14 protein-coding genes and 2 pseudogenes are annotated in these 14,149 nt (G+C 61.4%); 15 read left to right on the top strand and 1 reads right to left on the bottom strand.

Annotation, left to right across the window (positions count from 1 at the left end; genetic code table 11):
* Positions 1-312: 312 nt before the first annotated feature.
* The 3 genes from ACFFWD_RS12740 (at position 313) to ACFFWD_RS12730 (ending at position 2,729) form a co-directional block, all read left to right on the top strand.
* Positions 313-1,236, top strand: a complete 924-nt coding sequence (locus ACFFWD_RS12740) for a DUF2493 domain-containing protein (RefSeq protein WP_376965481.1) — start codon at positions 313-315, stop codon at positions 1,234-1,236.
* 138 nt (positions 1,237-1,374) lie between these two features.
* Positions 1,375-1,857, top strand: a complete 483-nt coding sequence (locus tag ACFFWD_RS12735; RefSeq protein ID WP_376965523.1) for a hypothetical protein — start codon at positions 1,375-1,377, stop codon at positions 1,855-1,857.
* 551 nt (positions 1,858-2,408) lie between these two features.
* The gene (locus tag ACFFWD_RS12730; RefSeq protein ID WP_376965479.1) at positions 2,409-2,729 is read left to right on the top strand and encodes a DUF736 domain-containing protein; all 321 of its coding nucleotides are present in this window, start codon (positions 2,409-2,411) and stop codon (positions 2,727-2,729) included.
* A gap of 305 nt (positions 2,730-3,034) precedes the next feature.
* Here the strand turns inward: ACFFWD_RS12730 and ACFFWD_RS12725 are convergent.
* Positions 3,035-3,312, bottom strand: a pseudogene (locus ACFFWD_RS12725) (helix-turn-helix domain-containing protein).
* Between the two features lie 134 nt (positions 3,313-3,446).
* Between ACFFWD_RS12725 and ACFFWD_RS12720 the strand changes: the two are divergent.
* The 12 genes and pseudogenes from ACFFWD_RS12720 to ACFFWD_RS12665 all read left to right on the top strand — a co-directional run bounded on the left by ACFFWD_RS12720 (position 3,447) and on the right by ACFFWD_RS12665 (position 14,068).
* A pseudogene (locus ACFFWD_RS12720) lies at positions 3,447-3,719 on the top strand (DUF2285 domain-containing protein).
* Between the two features lie 160 nt (positions 3,720-3,879).
* Complete coding sequence (locus ACFFWD_RS12715; RefSeq protein WP_376965477.1) at positions 3,880-4,167, top strand: transcriptional regulator domain-containing protein; 288 nt, start codon at positions 3,880-3,882, stop codon at positions 4,165-4,167.
* A gap of 257 nt (positions 4,168-4,424) precedes the next feature.
* Positions 4,425-4,637, top strand: a complete 213-nt coding sequence (locus ACFFWD_RS12710) for a DNA -binding domain-containing protein (RefSeq protein WP_376965475.1) — start codon at positions 4,425-4,427, stop codon at positions 4,635-4,637.
* Positions 4,638-4,770: 133 nt separating this feature from the next.
* Positions 4,771-5,052: a helix-turn-helix transcriptional regulator gene (locus tag ACFFWD_RS12705; protein ID WP_376965473.1), complete on the top strand. Its 282-nt coding sequence runs from the start codon at positions 4,771-4,773 to the stop codon at positions 5,050-5,052.
* 22 nt (positions 5,053-5,074) lie between these two features.
* Positions 5,075-5,956, top strand: a complete 882-nt coding sequence (locus ACFFWD_RS12700) for a replication initiator protein A (RefSeq protein ID WP_376965471.1) — start codon at positions 5,075-5,077, stop codon at positions 5,954-5,956.
* 301 nt (positions 5,957-6,257) lie between these two features.
* A complete protein-coding gene (locus tag ACFFWD_RS12695) occupies positions 6,258-6,725 on the top strand; it encodes a DUF2840 domain-containing protein (protein WP_376965469.1) in 468 nt (155 codons plus the stop codon).
* Entirely contained in the window at positions 6,722-7,234 is a 513-nt protein-coding gene (locus ACFFWD_RS12690) for a S26 family signal peptidase (RefSeq protein ID WP_376965467.1), read from the top strand. Before ACFFWD_RS12695 ends, ACFFWD_RS12690 begins: the two co-directional genes overlap by 4 nt.
* Positions 7,231-8,130, top strand: a complete 900-nt coding sequence (locus ACFFWD_RS12685; RefSeq protein WP_376965465.1) for a lytic transglycosylase domain-containing protein — start codon at positions 7,231-7,233, stop codon at positions 8,128-8,130. Before ACFFWD_RS12690 ends, ACFFWD_RS12685 begins: the two co-directional genes overlap by 4 nt.
* 250 nt (positions 8,131-8,380) lie before the next feature.
* Positions 8,381-10,144, top strand: coding sequence for a relaxase/mobilization nuclease domain-containing protein (locus ACFFWD_RS12680; RefSeq protein ID WP_376965463.1), 1,764 nt, complete (start codon positions 8,381-8,383; stop codon positions 10,142-10,144).
* A gap of 36 nt (positions 10,145-10,180) precedes the next feature.
* Positions 10,181-12,169 (top strand): conjugal transfer protein TraG, encoded by a 1,989-nt coding sequence (locus tag ACFFWD_RS12675; RefSeq protein ID WP_376965461.1) that lies wholly within the window; start codon positions 10,181-10,183, stop codon positions 12,167-12,169.
* A 5-nt stretch (positions 12,170-12,174) separates the two neighbouring features.
* Positions 12,175-12,600: a ribbon-helix-helix domain-containing protein gene (locus ACFFWD_RS12670; protein ID WP_376965459.1), complete on the top strand. Its 426-nt coding sequence runs from the start codon at positions 12,175-12,177 to the stop codon at positions 12,598-12,600.
* Between the two features lie 133 nt (positions 12,601-12,733).
* Positions 12,734-14,068, top strand: a complete 1,335-nt coding sequence (locus ACFFWD_RS12665) for an MFS transporter (protein WP_376965458.1) — start codon at positions 12,734-12,736, stop codon at positions 14,066-14,068.
* Positions 14,069-14,149 lie beyond the last annotated feature (81 nt).

Here is a 14,149-nt window from a genome sequence, read left to right as displayed (position 1 = left end):
GTCGGTCATAACGAGGCCATTGCCGGAAGAGGACGCGACCTCGGCCTTCTAGAGGGCGATCGGACGGCAAGCGGGTGCGGGCCGGCAATGGCTACGTCCGGCTATTTTCCGCCGCGCGTCGGCGACGAGAACACAAATTAGCCATCTAACCGGCGCGCTTTGCATCGCGAAGCAAAATAGCCCGCCTCCGCCATCCTCCGCTGCTGCTTCGGCGCTCCGCTCCGCTCCGGGTTCTGGCCCGTTCCGCCCGCCGCCTGAGGATCGCCACGAAGGCCGCGATGGGCGCGGCCGATCCGGCAAAGGACCTCCTCCATGACCGACCGTGATGACATCGAACCGCCGCACGCCTCGTCTCCAACTGAGCACGTTCTGACCGAACTACAGCTCTTCGGCTACCGTCCCTTCGACGACCAGCCTGACGCACGGCCGCTTCCCGAGGGCAAGATGATCGCTGGCGCCATTGCCGATATCTTCGACGCTTTGGTTGCGACACTGAGCGACACGCGGCTTGAGCCGGACCTCAATGATCTGCTCTGGTCGACCGTCAACCTGTTCCATCGTGCCGTCGACCGCATCGAACGCCAACTCGACGATAACGAACAGGCGCAGCAAAAGAGCCAGCGCGAGCAGAATGGCTCCGAGGTACGATCGGTCGAACTCGAGCGCTTGACGGCCGAAGGCATCACTCTGATCGAGCGCCGCAACTGCCTGGAGCTCTTCCGCGACCAGGCCATCGAACGCTTTGAGACTCAGACCGGCTCGTTCTGGCGCCCCCGATCGGGATCACTGGTGAATCACCGCACCCTGACCGCAGCGATGATCGACTCCCGCGACTTCATCGCAGCCAAGCGTCGCGCCGAGACCGAGGTCATGCTGCCATCAGGACCAAAGATCGCACTCACCGGCGGGCTCGACTTCAACGACCACCACCTCATCTGGGATCGTCTCGACAAGGTCTACGCCAAGCATCCCGACATGGTCCTGCTCCATGGCGGCTCGCCCAAAGGCGCCGAACTCATCGCTTCCAAATGGGCGACCAACCGCAAGGTGCCACAGATCGCCTTCAAGCCCGATTGGACCAAACACGCCAAGGCGGCACCGTTCAAGCGCAACGATGCCATGCTCGAACTCCTGCCGATCGGCGTCTTGCACTTCCCGGGCACGGGAATCCAGGACAACCTCGCCGACAAGGCGAAGCGCCTCGGCATCCCCGTTTGGAAGTTTGGTGGCGCGTGAGCGCCGCCTTCGCTTCCAAGATCGTCAAAGCGGAGTTGCAAGCGTCGCAACTCCGCCTCGTTTCGACTCTATATCTGAAATTGCGCCGTGGTGGTGGTGGAAGGCGCGACCGGTAACCTGTGCACTGGAGCCACCACCATGCTCGCCCTTGGGCTTGTTCTCAACACACTCGGCATCGGTTCGTTCTGCTGGCTGACCATCGCGCTCGCAGTGTATGCCTTGCCGTTTTTCGTCGCACTAAGTATCGGGATGACGGCGTTTCAGGGCGGCGTTGGCGTGGTCGGTGCACTGGTTATCGGAACGGCCGGTGGAGCGCTGACGCTTGTCCTCGGTCAGGTCGCCATCGCTGTCACTCGGTCCTTGACATTGCGCATCGCGATCGCGACGGCATTTGCCGTTCCCGCCGCGTTGGCCGGCTATCATGTGGTGTTCACCCTGTCCCAGATCGGCGTGCCTTCGCTGGCGTGGCGTGAAGCCTTGGCTTGCCTAGGCGCGGTTTGCATTAGCGGCACGGCCTGGACGCGCTTGACCGTTTTTGCGGAAGCTCGCCCGTTCGAACCGGCTGCGGTGGTGGAGAATCCGTCCCGATCAATTCTTACGGTCGCCAGGGCCGAGGGATGACCGTTCACCACCCTTGTCGTCGAACAGGTTTGAGTAGATCCGTGCGTTGAACGAGGGATGATCGGGACCTGAGCGGGGAGGGGTGCAGTCTTCCGCGGAGCGCCTCAACCAAGCCGCGGCCATTCGGCCGGGCCCACTCAGGTACGGCGGAGCAGCGTTATCTCGATCATTCCTTCGGAGGCGATACCGCACTTTGCAACCGATTGTTTCTCTTTCTGCACCGAACCGTTCGGACCTCTTGTTCAGCACAACCAATATACGCCACGTCTTCTCCGGAGATTGCGGTTCAGCACGCGGACGCACGTGGCCTCGTTGATGGCTTGATCTGGCCGAAGACCGGCTTCGCCTCGATCGTCTGAGCCGCAACGCCGTTGATGCGACTTTCTTCCCCTGGGCTTCGCCCATTCCTCGCGAGACAAGAAAGTCGCCACAACGGCGTCCTCCGCTGCGCTCCGGCCCTTGAAGCGGGTGCGTCGCCGATCGTCCTCGGCCTCCAGATCGCCATCGAGGCCGCGGTGGTCGCGGGCTCGAAACACAACAGGAGAAGTAAAATGGCTAACATCGGTTCTTTCAAGAAGGTCGGCAACGATTTCCAGGGCGAGATCATCACCCTGAGCTTGCAGGCCAAGGGCGTCCGCATCGTCGCCGAGACCAACCGTTCAAACGACAACGCCCCCAGCCACCGCGTCTATGTGGGCCGAGCCGAGATCGGGGCGGCGTGGTCGAAGCACTCGGAAGAAGGACGCGACTACCTCTCACTGAAGCTCGATGACCCCTCGTTCAACGCGCCGATCTACGCGAACCTGTTCGACGATGAAGGCGGCGAAGGGTACAGCCTGCTCTGGTCGCGGCCGCGCAAGAACGGTGACTGACCCGCTCTACCAATGCCCCGCCCGATCCGTTCGGGCGGGGCTTCACGCCAGTGGCCGCACGTCTTAAGATGCGCAGCTCGAACTGGATCGACGCGCAACACTAACATCGCCTGATCTAGCAAGCTCCCCGGCAAATCGTCAGCGCGCTTTGCGCGGGGTCCTTCGATGTCCTTCGACAGCTTACGTGGCGCCGGCGATCAGTTTGATTGGATCGGGTGGCGGTCACGACACGTCCATCCACACCAGGCGACCGGGGGGCATTCGCGCCGGCTCGTTGTAGGTCACAGAGCCGCATCTCTCGGATCCTACGATCCAGCCGAACCTTTACCCTTTTTTCTCTCGGCTCGCGGCGAAGGTCGCCTCAAAAGATCCGCCGCCTCGACGCCTCATACTTGGGCCAAGTTATCGACAACATCGATACTAGCCGCATATACGCTCGTTCGAGGGCGCTAACGTAAGTCCGGTCAATGTCCGCACGGTGTGCAAGCTCTTCTTGCGACAGGCTCTTCGCCTGCCGGAGTTTTCTCAAATAGAGCGCCAGCACCTCGCGAATGTTCGTGCCCGAGAGGGCGTCGTTTTGCAAGGAGGAGGTGCGCAGCTCAACAGTTCGCGCCCGATGCTCTGGTGTCGGTCTGTCGAATGCAGCTAAGTGCGGCTTTCAAGGGAAGCTTGGCCCAAACGTATTGAGGGCCACCGTGAAAACTTTTTGGACGGATTATGCAAACTCCACCGCTCGATCCAGATGTGGCTGACCTGGCTCCAGCGGAGCCAGCGCCGACATCTCACGATGAGCAGCACGTTGTAACCTACGTTCGTCTTCTGCAAGCCGAGGGTGAGGGGCGGATTGGCGGGAAGTCGCTCGAATAGTGTTGCATATCGATCCGAAGCATGAGCGCAGATCGCGCGCGCAACGCATACCAAAGTCATCTCGCGCGCGCTAAGTGGATGACCGAACAGGGGCGTCTCTTGCGCCGCGCGGGGTCTCGCTAGAAGAAGTTCATCGACCGAAGCATCTCTCTGGAAATGATCTTCCCAGCACACGTGGTCATCCGGGAGCACCACGTGGTGCCAAAATAGCGTCTTCCTGCCATCAATCGATTAGAGTTATTGCGTGCAATCCGTGTTAGCTGCGTGTAGCTGGGCGGAAGCAATGCCTGGGTTCGACTGGCGGTCGCCGGAATCCTACAAGACTCTTCAGGATGCAGAGATCACCGACATCGCCTGGGAACGTCTTCGTCGTAGCGCGGACTATCGACGCGACTACGAAGCGATGATCGCCGACGGCCCCGATGGCGAAGTGACATCTGAATTCAGGAGGAGGTGGGGCATCTGCTTTCGCCATGACCCGCTGAGGTCCTTTACGGCAGACGATCTTTTGGGCGTCCGAGGTTCTGCCGACCGTCGTGCCGGTCGCAGTGGCTGCGCCGCCTGTCGGTAGCCACGCGACATCTCAGCCCGTTGCTCGATCTTGCCGCTGCCCAGGTTCGCCGCGCCGCTGGACGGTTAGCACGCCGTGCTGCGCATCGGCGCGGTGGAACACCGGGTCTGGTCGAAAGAGTGACCCACCGTCAGCGCTCGCTATTCTGCCGAGCTGCCGTTTGACAGCGATTTCGATGAACGCGCGTATGCCGCATGACGGCTGTGGCGTGTGATAAACGGGCGCACGGCGATCTGTCAAAGCGAAGGCGCGAACGCGTGAGCGAGGCTGTTCGCGCGCTCGATGCACATGGCGCCGGCGGCACTTATCGTGTCGTCGCAGAAGCGCTGTTCGGCAGGAAGCGCATCTCGGACCGCACCTGGAAAACGCATGATCTACGCTATCGGACCGTCCGTCTGGCTCAGAGCGGCTTCGCGCTGGTGCGCGACGGCTATCGCGAACTTCTGTGGCACAGGCGCAGAGAGAAGTAGCACCCTCCACGAGGGGTATCGAAAATCACTCCCTCAATCTTCGGCATCCCCCTGGGGCATCGCGCTTCTCCATAATGACCGCACAAACGCCGGCGCCACCATCCGCGGCGCGCTGTCACCTTGGAGCTCTCAAATGCCCGATCCGATTGCTGGACTACCCCCGCGGTTCCTGCGTACGCCGGAGGCCGCGCGTTATCTTGGCCTTGCCGGTCGCACGCTCGAGAAGCACCGCACGTACGGCACCGGGCCAACGTATCGGAAGATCGGCGGGCGTGTCGTTTACGCACTAGATGATCTGAAAGCCTGGGCCGATCTCGGCGCCAAAACATCGACGTCTGATCCGGGCAAGGGGACTGTGCTGCCGGCCAAGAAGCACCCGGTCCTGCGCCCGTATGCGGGCCAGGAACGCCGCTGATCACAGCGCAAGGACAGCAGCAATGCGGCGCAAACAGCACTCTGAGCGCGACCAGCTTGAGCGTTTTCGGGCATTGCCCGGCGATCTCGCACCTCGAGACGCGCAGGATCTCATGGCCTATCCGTTCTTTTCGCTCGCGAAAACAAAGCGGATCGTGCCGATCGATTTCCGCGCGGGCGCAATCTCGATCCGTGTCGAATCGGTGCCGGAACACGGCATGGCGACCATTTGGGATGCAGATGTTTTGATCTGGGCGGCCTCCCAAATCGTCGAAGCACGCGACGCTGGCTTGAAAACCTCGCGCCTGATGGCTGCAACGCCTTACGAGATTCTGACGTTTGTCGGTCGCGGCACCAGCACCCGCGATTATGATCGGCTGAAGGCCGGCCTCGACAGGCTGCAGTCGACGACAGTGCTGACCTCGATCCGGCAAGCAGCAGAACGGCGGCGACATCGCTTCTCTTGGATCAACGAGTGGAAGGAGGCCGCCGATGCAAGCGGCCGTGCATTTGGGCTCGAACTGATCCTCCCGGATTGGTTCTACGCGGGCGTCATCGATGATGCCCTCGTGCTCACGATCGATCGCGCCTATTTCGATCTGACGGGCGGACTTGAACGCTGGCTATACCGCCTCGTGCGCAAGCATGGCGGCCGCCAAGACGGCGGCTGGAGTTTTGATCTTGTGCATCTCCATGCCAAGTCTGGCAGCCTTTCACCGCTCAAGCACTTTGCTTACGACGTGCGCCAAATTGTCAGCCGGCAGACATTGCCAGGCTATGAGCTTGTTCTCACCCGCGATCCGAACGGCGCCGAACGGCTGAACTTCGCGCCCGTACCTGTCGATCCGTTCGCGGAGAGACATCGCAAACGCGGTCTCATCCCAAACGCGGAGGACAACCTGTGAATTCGCTCGTGCTATCAGGGACCACAACCCTCGTGCTATCAGGGACCCGATCCTCGTGCTATCGGGGACCGGCATCAGGCTTAAGTCCTTGCTCCTCCACGCGTTCGAGGCGCCGTAACCTTGCTAACTGGAAATCCTTCGGATTTCTTCTAACGGACCAGGCCGCAAGTTGCACTGCGGACGACTGGCAAAGGCTGATCGCTGATCCTGTCAACCTCCACAATCCGACTCCGCGATCACACGCGTTCTTCGGCGAACTTCAACCGCACGACTCTCAATTTCAGCTTCAGGGAGCGGCGGCATGAGCGATCTTACCGAGGTAGAAGTCCTGTGGCTGGAGAAGCGCATCGAGAATCGCATTCGTTTCGGTCGCATCGCCGAGGAAAAGAAGATCGATCGTCATCGCCGCATCCTGTCTTTTGCACCCGGCAGCATCTTTGCCTTCGTCCGCTGGACATCCAACGACTTTGGCACGGTCATTTCGCGGATCGATATCCTGCGCGCGGTTGCACCAGGACAGCGCTGCTCGACTGTGCCCTATGTGAAACCCGGCGGGGAGATTCTGCTGCGGCTCGCCGGCTGGCCAAAGGTCGAGCGGGTGCTGCAGATGATCGATGCCGTTGAGGCGCTCGGCATCGACCCGGCCGATGTCGCTCCCGATCACTGGCATCACGTTCACAACCGTCTCTCGGTGAACGAGAACCCGCGTCCGTATACGAAAGCGCGCCACCAGGCTTGGCTTCACCGGCAGAGGGTGGTCTCGCGATGACGAGCCGTATCAAGACGCTCACTGGCATGTGTGCCGCCGCTGCTGCTCTTGCCGCAACGATCGTCATGGAGCCTGTTCCGCTCTACATCTGGAACGCATCCGCAAGTATGCCGATCGGCCTCTATCGTTTGCAACCGCCGGAAAACCTCCATGTCACGGAGTTGGTCGCCGTTCAGCCGCCGGAGCCGCTTGCGACCTTTCTCGATCTGAACGGCTATCTACCGGTCGGCGTCCCCATGCTCAAGCGCGTGTTGGCGCTTCCAGGGCAGACGGTCTGCAGAAGCGGGCCCACCATTTCGGTCGATGCCATTGCAATGGGCGAGGCGCGAGATCGCGACGGTCGCGGCCGGCCGTTGCCAAACTGGCAAGGCTGCCGCGTCGTGGGCGAGGGCGAGCTCTTTCTCATGAACTGGCAGTCGAGCGACTCGCTGGATGGCCGCTACTTCGGCCTTCTGCCTGCCTCTGCCGTCATCGGCCGTGCGCTCCCCGTGTGGACGTGGGAGGAGTGACCTTGTTCGTTCAGTGCTTCCTTCTTGCCATTCCTCTGCTCGATCAGTTGCGGAACCATTCCTCTATCCCGACCAACGATCGCGGTGCCGTCGCGCGCTGCGGCGGTCCAGGGCGGCCGAACGGCCGGCGCGAAGCAGCTTTAGCCTGGACGGAAGCGGGCACGGGGGCATGCTTGAGCTTGTTGGAAGTGTGCGTTTGCGCAGTCGTGCCGCTGCTGCTCGCTCTGACAATGAACTGTGATCCTGCTCGCGCAGACGAACAAGCGGTAGCGCATCCGAGGAGCGCGCAGAGTAACGACCCGTTTGAGCATTTCATCAACGAGGCCTCACTGCGGTTCGCCGTCCCGACGCAGTGGATCCGATCTGTCCTGCGGATAGAAAGCGCAGGAGACGTGCGCGCCAGGTCGGGCAAGGGCGCAATGGGACTGATGCAGGTCATGCCAGAGACCTGGGCGGAGCTCCGCCTCCGCTATGCTCTCGGCGAGGATCCGTACGATCCGCGCGACAACATTCTGGCGGGGACGGCGTATCTCAGAGAACTGTATGACCGCTACGGCTTGCCGGGCACGTTTGCAGCATACAACGCCGGCCCAGCACGCTACGAAAAGCACCTCGCGGGCGATCCTCTGCCGGCAGAAACCAACGCCTATCTGACGGATATCTCAGCGTTAGTGGGGACCCGGTCCGCGTCAATTCCAGTCGCAGGTCCACGCTCTTGGAGAGCTTCGCCGATCTTCCTTGTGCATTCCGAACGCGCGGGCATTCCCAATCGGCAACAGGGCGGGCGCGCTTCGAATCCTCCTCTGAATACGGCGGGTACCCACGAGTTGTCGGCGATCGTCCCGAAGGCAGCCGGGTTGTTTGTCGCAAGATCTGATGCGGGAGAGCAGCGATGACCTATCGTGTGAGCTCGCGAGCGATAGCGTGCCCCTGGGTGGAATCAGCGGAGACGTGGTGGACGCCGGGAAGTACGACAGCAGGACGGCGAGATAAAAGGGGCTCGCCGGTCGAACCTCAAGCCATTGGCATGGCTTGGGTTCTGGCGTGCCGGTCGGTCGGGGCGCGTGCCGCGCCTTGTATTTTAAACAACGCAATCAAGGACATTTTCGGTACTGTAGGCGCCTTCGCGCTCTTCGAGGTCCGCCCATGACCGTCGGCGACAGCGATCTGCGGATTCGACTCGGGCGCATTCGCAGTACCCGCGCGCCGAAGCCCAAGAGCTTTATCAACCAGGTGCTTCGTGCTGCGAAGAAAGCTGGACATACCTCGGGGCAGGCAGCGGTTGGCAAGCGTTCCGCGGCCTATGGGCGCTCGACGTTTGGCCGCGGTAGGCTCGCGTTTAGTCGCAGCCGATTGTTCAGCCCGACGCGGCGCGTCGTCGTGAAGGTGCGCGTGGTCCGTCACAAAGGACGAGCATTCCGCTCGGCGCCGCTGACAGCCCATCTTTCATACCTGAAGCGTGATGGCGTGACCCGGGGTGGTGAGCGGGCCGAGATGTTCGATGCCGGCAGCGATCGTGCCGATAGCGCGGCTTTCGCAGAACGGTGCCAGGACGACCGGCATCATTTCCGGTTCATCGTCTCGCCCGAGGACGCCGGCGAGATGACGGACCTCAAGGCTTTCACCCGCGACTTGGCCAGGCAGATGGAATCCGATCTCGGCACGCGGCTCGATTGGGTGGCCGTCGACCACTGGAACACGGATAACCCTCACGTTCACCTTCTTGTCCGCGGCGTTGACGACGAGAGCGCTGACCTCGTGATCTCCCGTGACTACATCAGCCGCGGCTTGCGCTCGCGGGCCGAGGAATTGGTCTCGATCGAACTTGGCCCCAAGCCGGAGCATGAGATTCGGAGCACGCTGGAGAGGGAGATCACGGCGGAGCGATGGACCAGGCTTGATCAAGAGATCCGGTTGGCAGCCGACGAAACCGGTTATATTGATCTGCGCCCAGATAATCCCGGCGGCTCCGATCCCGAGATCCGGCGCCTGATGGTAGGCCGCCTTCAACATCTGCAAAAGATGGGCCTCGCCGCATCAGCCGCGCCAGGGGAATGGATGGTGGGGCTCGAGGCCGAGCGTAACCTCCGCGACCTCGGCATGCGCGGCGACATCATCAAGACCATGCATCGCGCATTCACCGAGCGTGAGGAAGCGCGCGGCGTTTCCGATTACGTTATCGAAGGTGGACAGCCGACCTCCCAGATCATCGGACGGCTGGTCGATCGGGGATTGCATGACGAGCTGACCGGCGAGGCCTACGCGGTGATCGACGGAACAGACGGACGGGCCCATCACGTCCGCTTTCCGGGGATCGGGGCCTTCGAACATGCGCCGCCGGTCGGCGGCATCGTCGAAGTACGACGCTTCGGTCACGCCGGCGATCCGCGTCCCACCCTGGTGCTCGCGACCCGTTCCGATCTCGATTTGGGTGAGCAGGTCACCGCCAAGGGGGCGACCTGGCTCGACCACCGGCTGGTCGAACGCGATTCGATGCCGCTTGCCATGGGCGGATTTGGGCGTGAGGCGCGCGCCGCGATGGAAGCACGCGCCGAGCATCTGATCCAGGCGGGTCTGGCGCGGCGGGAGGGCCAGCGCGTCATCCTGCAGCGCGATCTCCTGAACACATTGCGCCGACGCGAACTGGACGACATGGGAGCAAGAGTCTCGGCCGAGACCGGCCTGCCTCACCTGAAGCCCACCTCCGGTGAGCATGTGGCCGGCGTCTATCGGCAACGCCTGACGCTCGCCTCGGGGCGCTTCGCCGTGATCGATGACGGGCTCGGCTTTCAGCTCGTGCCCTGGTCGCGCGAGCTTGAGAAGAAGTTCGGTCAACACGTCACTGGCGTCGCGAAGGACGGTGGCGGCATTGAATGGGGCTTTGGCCGCAAGCGCGACCTGGGCCTCTAGCTATCTCGTCAATTCAGTTGTGGAAGGGCGTTCGGGATGTCCGGAACCAAGATCCTCTGGGGCCAAGTGATCGTTGTCGGCCTGATCGTTTTGATGGCCATTTGGGGAGCAACCGAGTGGACAGCCTGGCGGCTCGCCTACCAGCCGGAGCTTGGCCGCCCCTGGTTCGAACTGTCGGGCTGGAAAGTCTATTACCCTCCAATCTTCTTCTGGTGGTGGTTCGTCTACGATGCTTATGCACCCCAGGTCTTCGTCGAGGGCGCCTTCATCGCAGCGTCTGGAACCATGGTTTCGATTGCGGTGGCGGTCGGCATGTCGGTTTGGCGCGCGCGCGAGGCCAAGAACGTCGAAACTTACGGCTCGGCCCGCTGGGCCGATCCGGGGGAGGTGAGAGCGGCCGGTCTTCTCGGTCCGGACGGCGTGGTGCTAGGCAAGCTCGACGAAGACTACCTTCGCCATGATGGACCGGAGCACGTGCTATGCTTCGCACCCACCCGGTCCGGCAAAGGTGTCGGCCTAGTGGTCCCCTCGCTGCTGGCATGGCCCGGCTCGGCCATCGTGCACGACATCAAGGGTGAGAATTGGCAGCTGACAGCCGGCTTCCGCGCGCGGCACGGTCGCGTTCTCTTGTTCGACCCGACCAACCCTAAATCCTCAGCCTACAATCCTCTGCTCGAGGTCCGGCGCGGAGAGTGGGAGGTCCGCGACGTTCAGAACGTCGCCGACGTCCTGGTTGACCCCGAAGGCTCCCTCGACAAGCGGAACCATTGGGAGAAGACCAGTCATTCGCTCCTGGTCGGCGCGATTCTCCACGTCCTCTATGCGGAGGCGGACAAGACCTTGGCCGGCGTGGCCGCCTACCTGTCCGACCCGAAGCGGCCGATCGAGGCGGCATTGAAGGCGATGATGACAACACCGCACCTCGGCGAGCAGGGTGCTCACCCTGTCGTTGCATCGACCGCCCGCGAACTCCTCAACAAATCTGAGAACGAACGCTCCGGCGTCCTATCGACCGCCATGTCGTTCCTCGGTCTTTATCGTGATCCCGTCGTTGCCCAAGTGACTCGCCGCTGCGATTGGCGGATTGCCGACCTGATTGCCGACGTCAGCCCAACAACCCTTTACCTCGTGGTACCACCGTCCGACATCTCGCGGACCAAGCCTCTGATCCGTCTCGTGCTGAACCAGATCGGTCGGCGCCTGACCGAAGACCTGCACGCCAGCGACCGACGGCATCGTGTCCTGATGATGCTCGACGAGTTCCCAGCGCTGGGGCGGCTCGATTTCTTCGAGTCGGCGCTCGCCTTCATGGCGGGCTATGGGATCAAGAGTTTCCTGATTGCGCAATCGCTGAATCAGATCGAGAAGGCCTACGGGCCCAACAATGCCATTCTCGACAATTGCCACGTCCGCGTCAGCTTCGCGACCAATGATGAGCGGACCGCAAAGCGGGTGTCAGACGCGCTGGGTACGGCGACCGAGATGCGGGCGATGAAGAACTATGCCGGGCATAGATTGAACCCCTGGCTGGGGCACCTCATGGTGTCGCGGCAGGAGACGGCGAGGCCGCTGTTGACACCCGGCGAAGTCATGCAACTTCCGCCGCGAGAGGAAATCGTGATGGTGGCGGGAGCACCTCCGATCCGCGCCAAGAAGGTACGCTACTACGAGGATCGGCGGTTCACCGAACGTGTCTTGCCGCCACCAGATCCTGCGTCCTCCGGCCGCTCGTCGCGAACAGATGGATGGTCGACGCTTGGAACGTCCAGGTTGGCGCCGGGTCCGACCGAGAGAGCGGAGCAAGCAGGGGACGATACTGCAAACAGCGGACTTCGTCGTGAGCCCGAACTGCCCGATCACGTTGCGATCGTCAAGGAGACGACCGATTCAACGCCGGCAGAGGAATTCGTTGTCGTTCTCGACGACGACGAGGATGCGATCCGCCAGTCTCGACTTATGCGTCAGCAGATGCGCGGTGTCGCCCGTCAGGTCGCCATGCACCCGAATGACGGCATGGAGCTTTGAGACACATGCGTAACCGGATGAACGTGTATTTCCCGCCAGAGCTTCTGAGGCAAATCTCGGATCTTGCCGATCGCAAGAAACTCTCCCGGTCTGCTATCGTGGAAGCGGCGGTTGCGTCCTTCCTGTCACCAGATGGAGCAGACAGACAGGAGGCAGCATTCATCCGTCGGCTGGACCGCCTGTCACGTCAGATGCAGAGGCTGGAGCGTGACGTTGGTTTGACGGCCGAAACCTTGGCCCTCTTCATCCGGTTCTGGCTGACGATCACGCCTCCGTTGCCCAACGATGCGCAGGCGGCGGCGCAACTCAAGGGTCGGGAACGCTTTGAAGGATTTGTCGAAGCGCTGGGCCGCCGTTTGCAGAAGGGGCAGAGTTTCCTGCGCGAGATTCCCGAAGACATCGTTCGTCAGGAGCAGGGCAGCGAAACCTGATTGAGCTACCTGGCGAGCTGCTTCGCCGTTCCTTCTTTTTCTACGCCAGCCCACGACCGCGGCAATTTAGCCAAGCCGACAAAGAGCTGGACGCGCTATCGGCTCGAATGAGCTGAGGAGCAAAGGGGCCAGCATGCAAATTTCATTGGCATGGCGTCTCATCGCGCGCGTTTTTCTTCCATTTGCTGCTGGATACTATCTTTCTTATCTTTTTCGAACGATAAACGCTCTGATATCGGGCAGCCTCATTTCGGATACCGAGCTCGATACAGCAGACCTCGGGTTAATCACGTCAGTCTATTTCCTGGTTTTCGCAGCGGCCCAAATCCCCATCGGTATATTGTTGGATCGCTTTGGCCCGCGTCGCGTCCAAAGCGCATTGCTATTGGTCGCCGCCGCAGGTGCCGGACTGTTCGCGATGTCCACGGGCTTGCTGTCGCTTTTGATTGCGCGAGCCATGATCGGCGTTGGGGTGGCCGCGGCGTTGACGGCTGGGTTGAAGTCCATCGTTCTTTGGTTTCCCAGGGAACGAGTGGCCTTGATGAACGGCTACATGATCATGTTAGGGGCGCTCGGAGCGGTCACCGCCACGTCTCCCGCCGAGCATCTACTGGCCTGGATCGGCTGGCGACAGCTTTTTGCAATCCTGGCGGCCGCGACCGGTGTCACGGCCGTGCTCATTTATGTTGTGGTTCCCGAACGAGTCATCATCCCATCAACAGCATCGACCCCCACCACCCTTAGCACCGTTTTTGGCGACAGGCGTTTTTGGCGAATTGCCCCATTGTCAGCGACTTGCGTCGGATCGGCCTGGTCTCTGCAGGGATTGTGGGCGTCGCCGTGGCTGACGGACGTAGAGGGACTTGATCGTGCGAGTGTCGTCGGACAGCTGTTCATCATGTCGATCGTACTTTGCGGCAGTGCTTGGTTGTTCGGTACAACTGTCCATTGCATCAGACGAAAAGGCGTGGGAGCAGAGACAATATTGGCGATGGTTGCAGCGGTGTTCATCGCAGCCGAGATTGCCTTAGTCCTGCGCGCGCCTTTGCCCTCCATTTTGCCGTGGTCTGTTGTCGCAATTGTCGGAACAGCGACCGTGGTCAGTTTTACGATCATAGCTGATTACTTTCCGCTAGAGCTTGCCGGACGTGCCAACGGTGCCTTGAACGTGCTGCACTTCGGTTGGGCATTTCTGGCCCAATTCGGCACGGGCCTGATCTTGGAGCAATGGTCCACGGAGGACGGCCATAAGTCCATCCTTGCGTATCAAGTCGCGTTCGGTCTTAACGTGGCAGTACAGATCGCGGCGTTCGTTTGGTTCGCGTTACCGTGGCTCCGATCCTTCACCTGGTGGATGGGTTCAAATCCCCTCTTCATGCCGGTCACCGTTTCCGACGCAGTCGAACCGGTCATTTCGTTCGAGCAAGCGGTCGTACTAATGCCCGCTGATGACGATGCGGAGTGGTGAGTAGCGATCCAGGACAAGTTACACGTAAGATCGTCCCAACGAGCACTAACTGAACAAACAATCATCGCTACCAAGGTGATG

The sequence above is a fragment of the Bradyrhizobium erythrophlei genome (assembly GCF_042430365.1).
Taxonomy (GTDB): Bacteria; Pseudomonadota; Alphaproteobacteria; order Rhizobiales; family Xanthobacteraceae; genus Bradyrhizobium; species Bradyrhizobium erythrophlei.
Note: the sequence above shows the minus strand (reverse complement) of the source record. Positions and strands in the feature narration are given on the sequence as shown.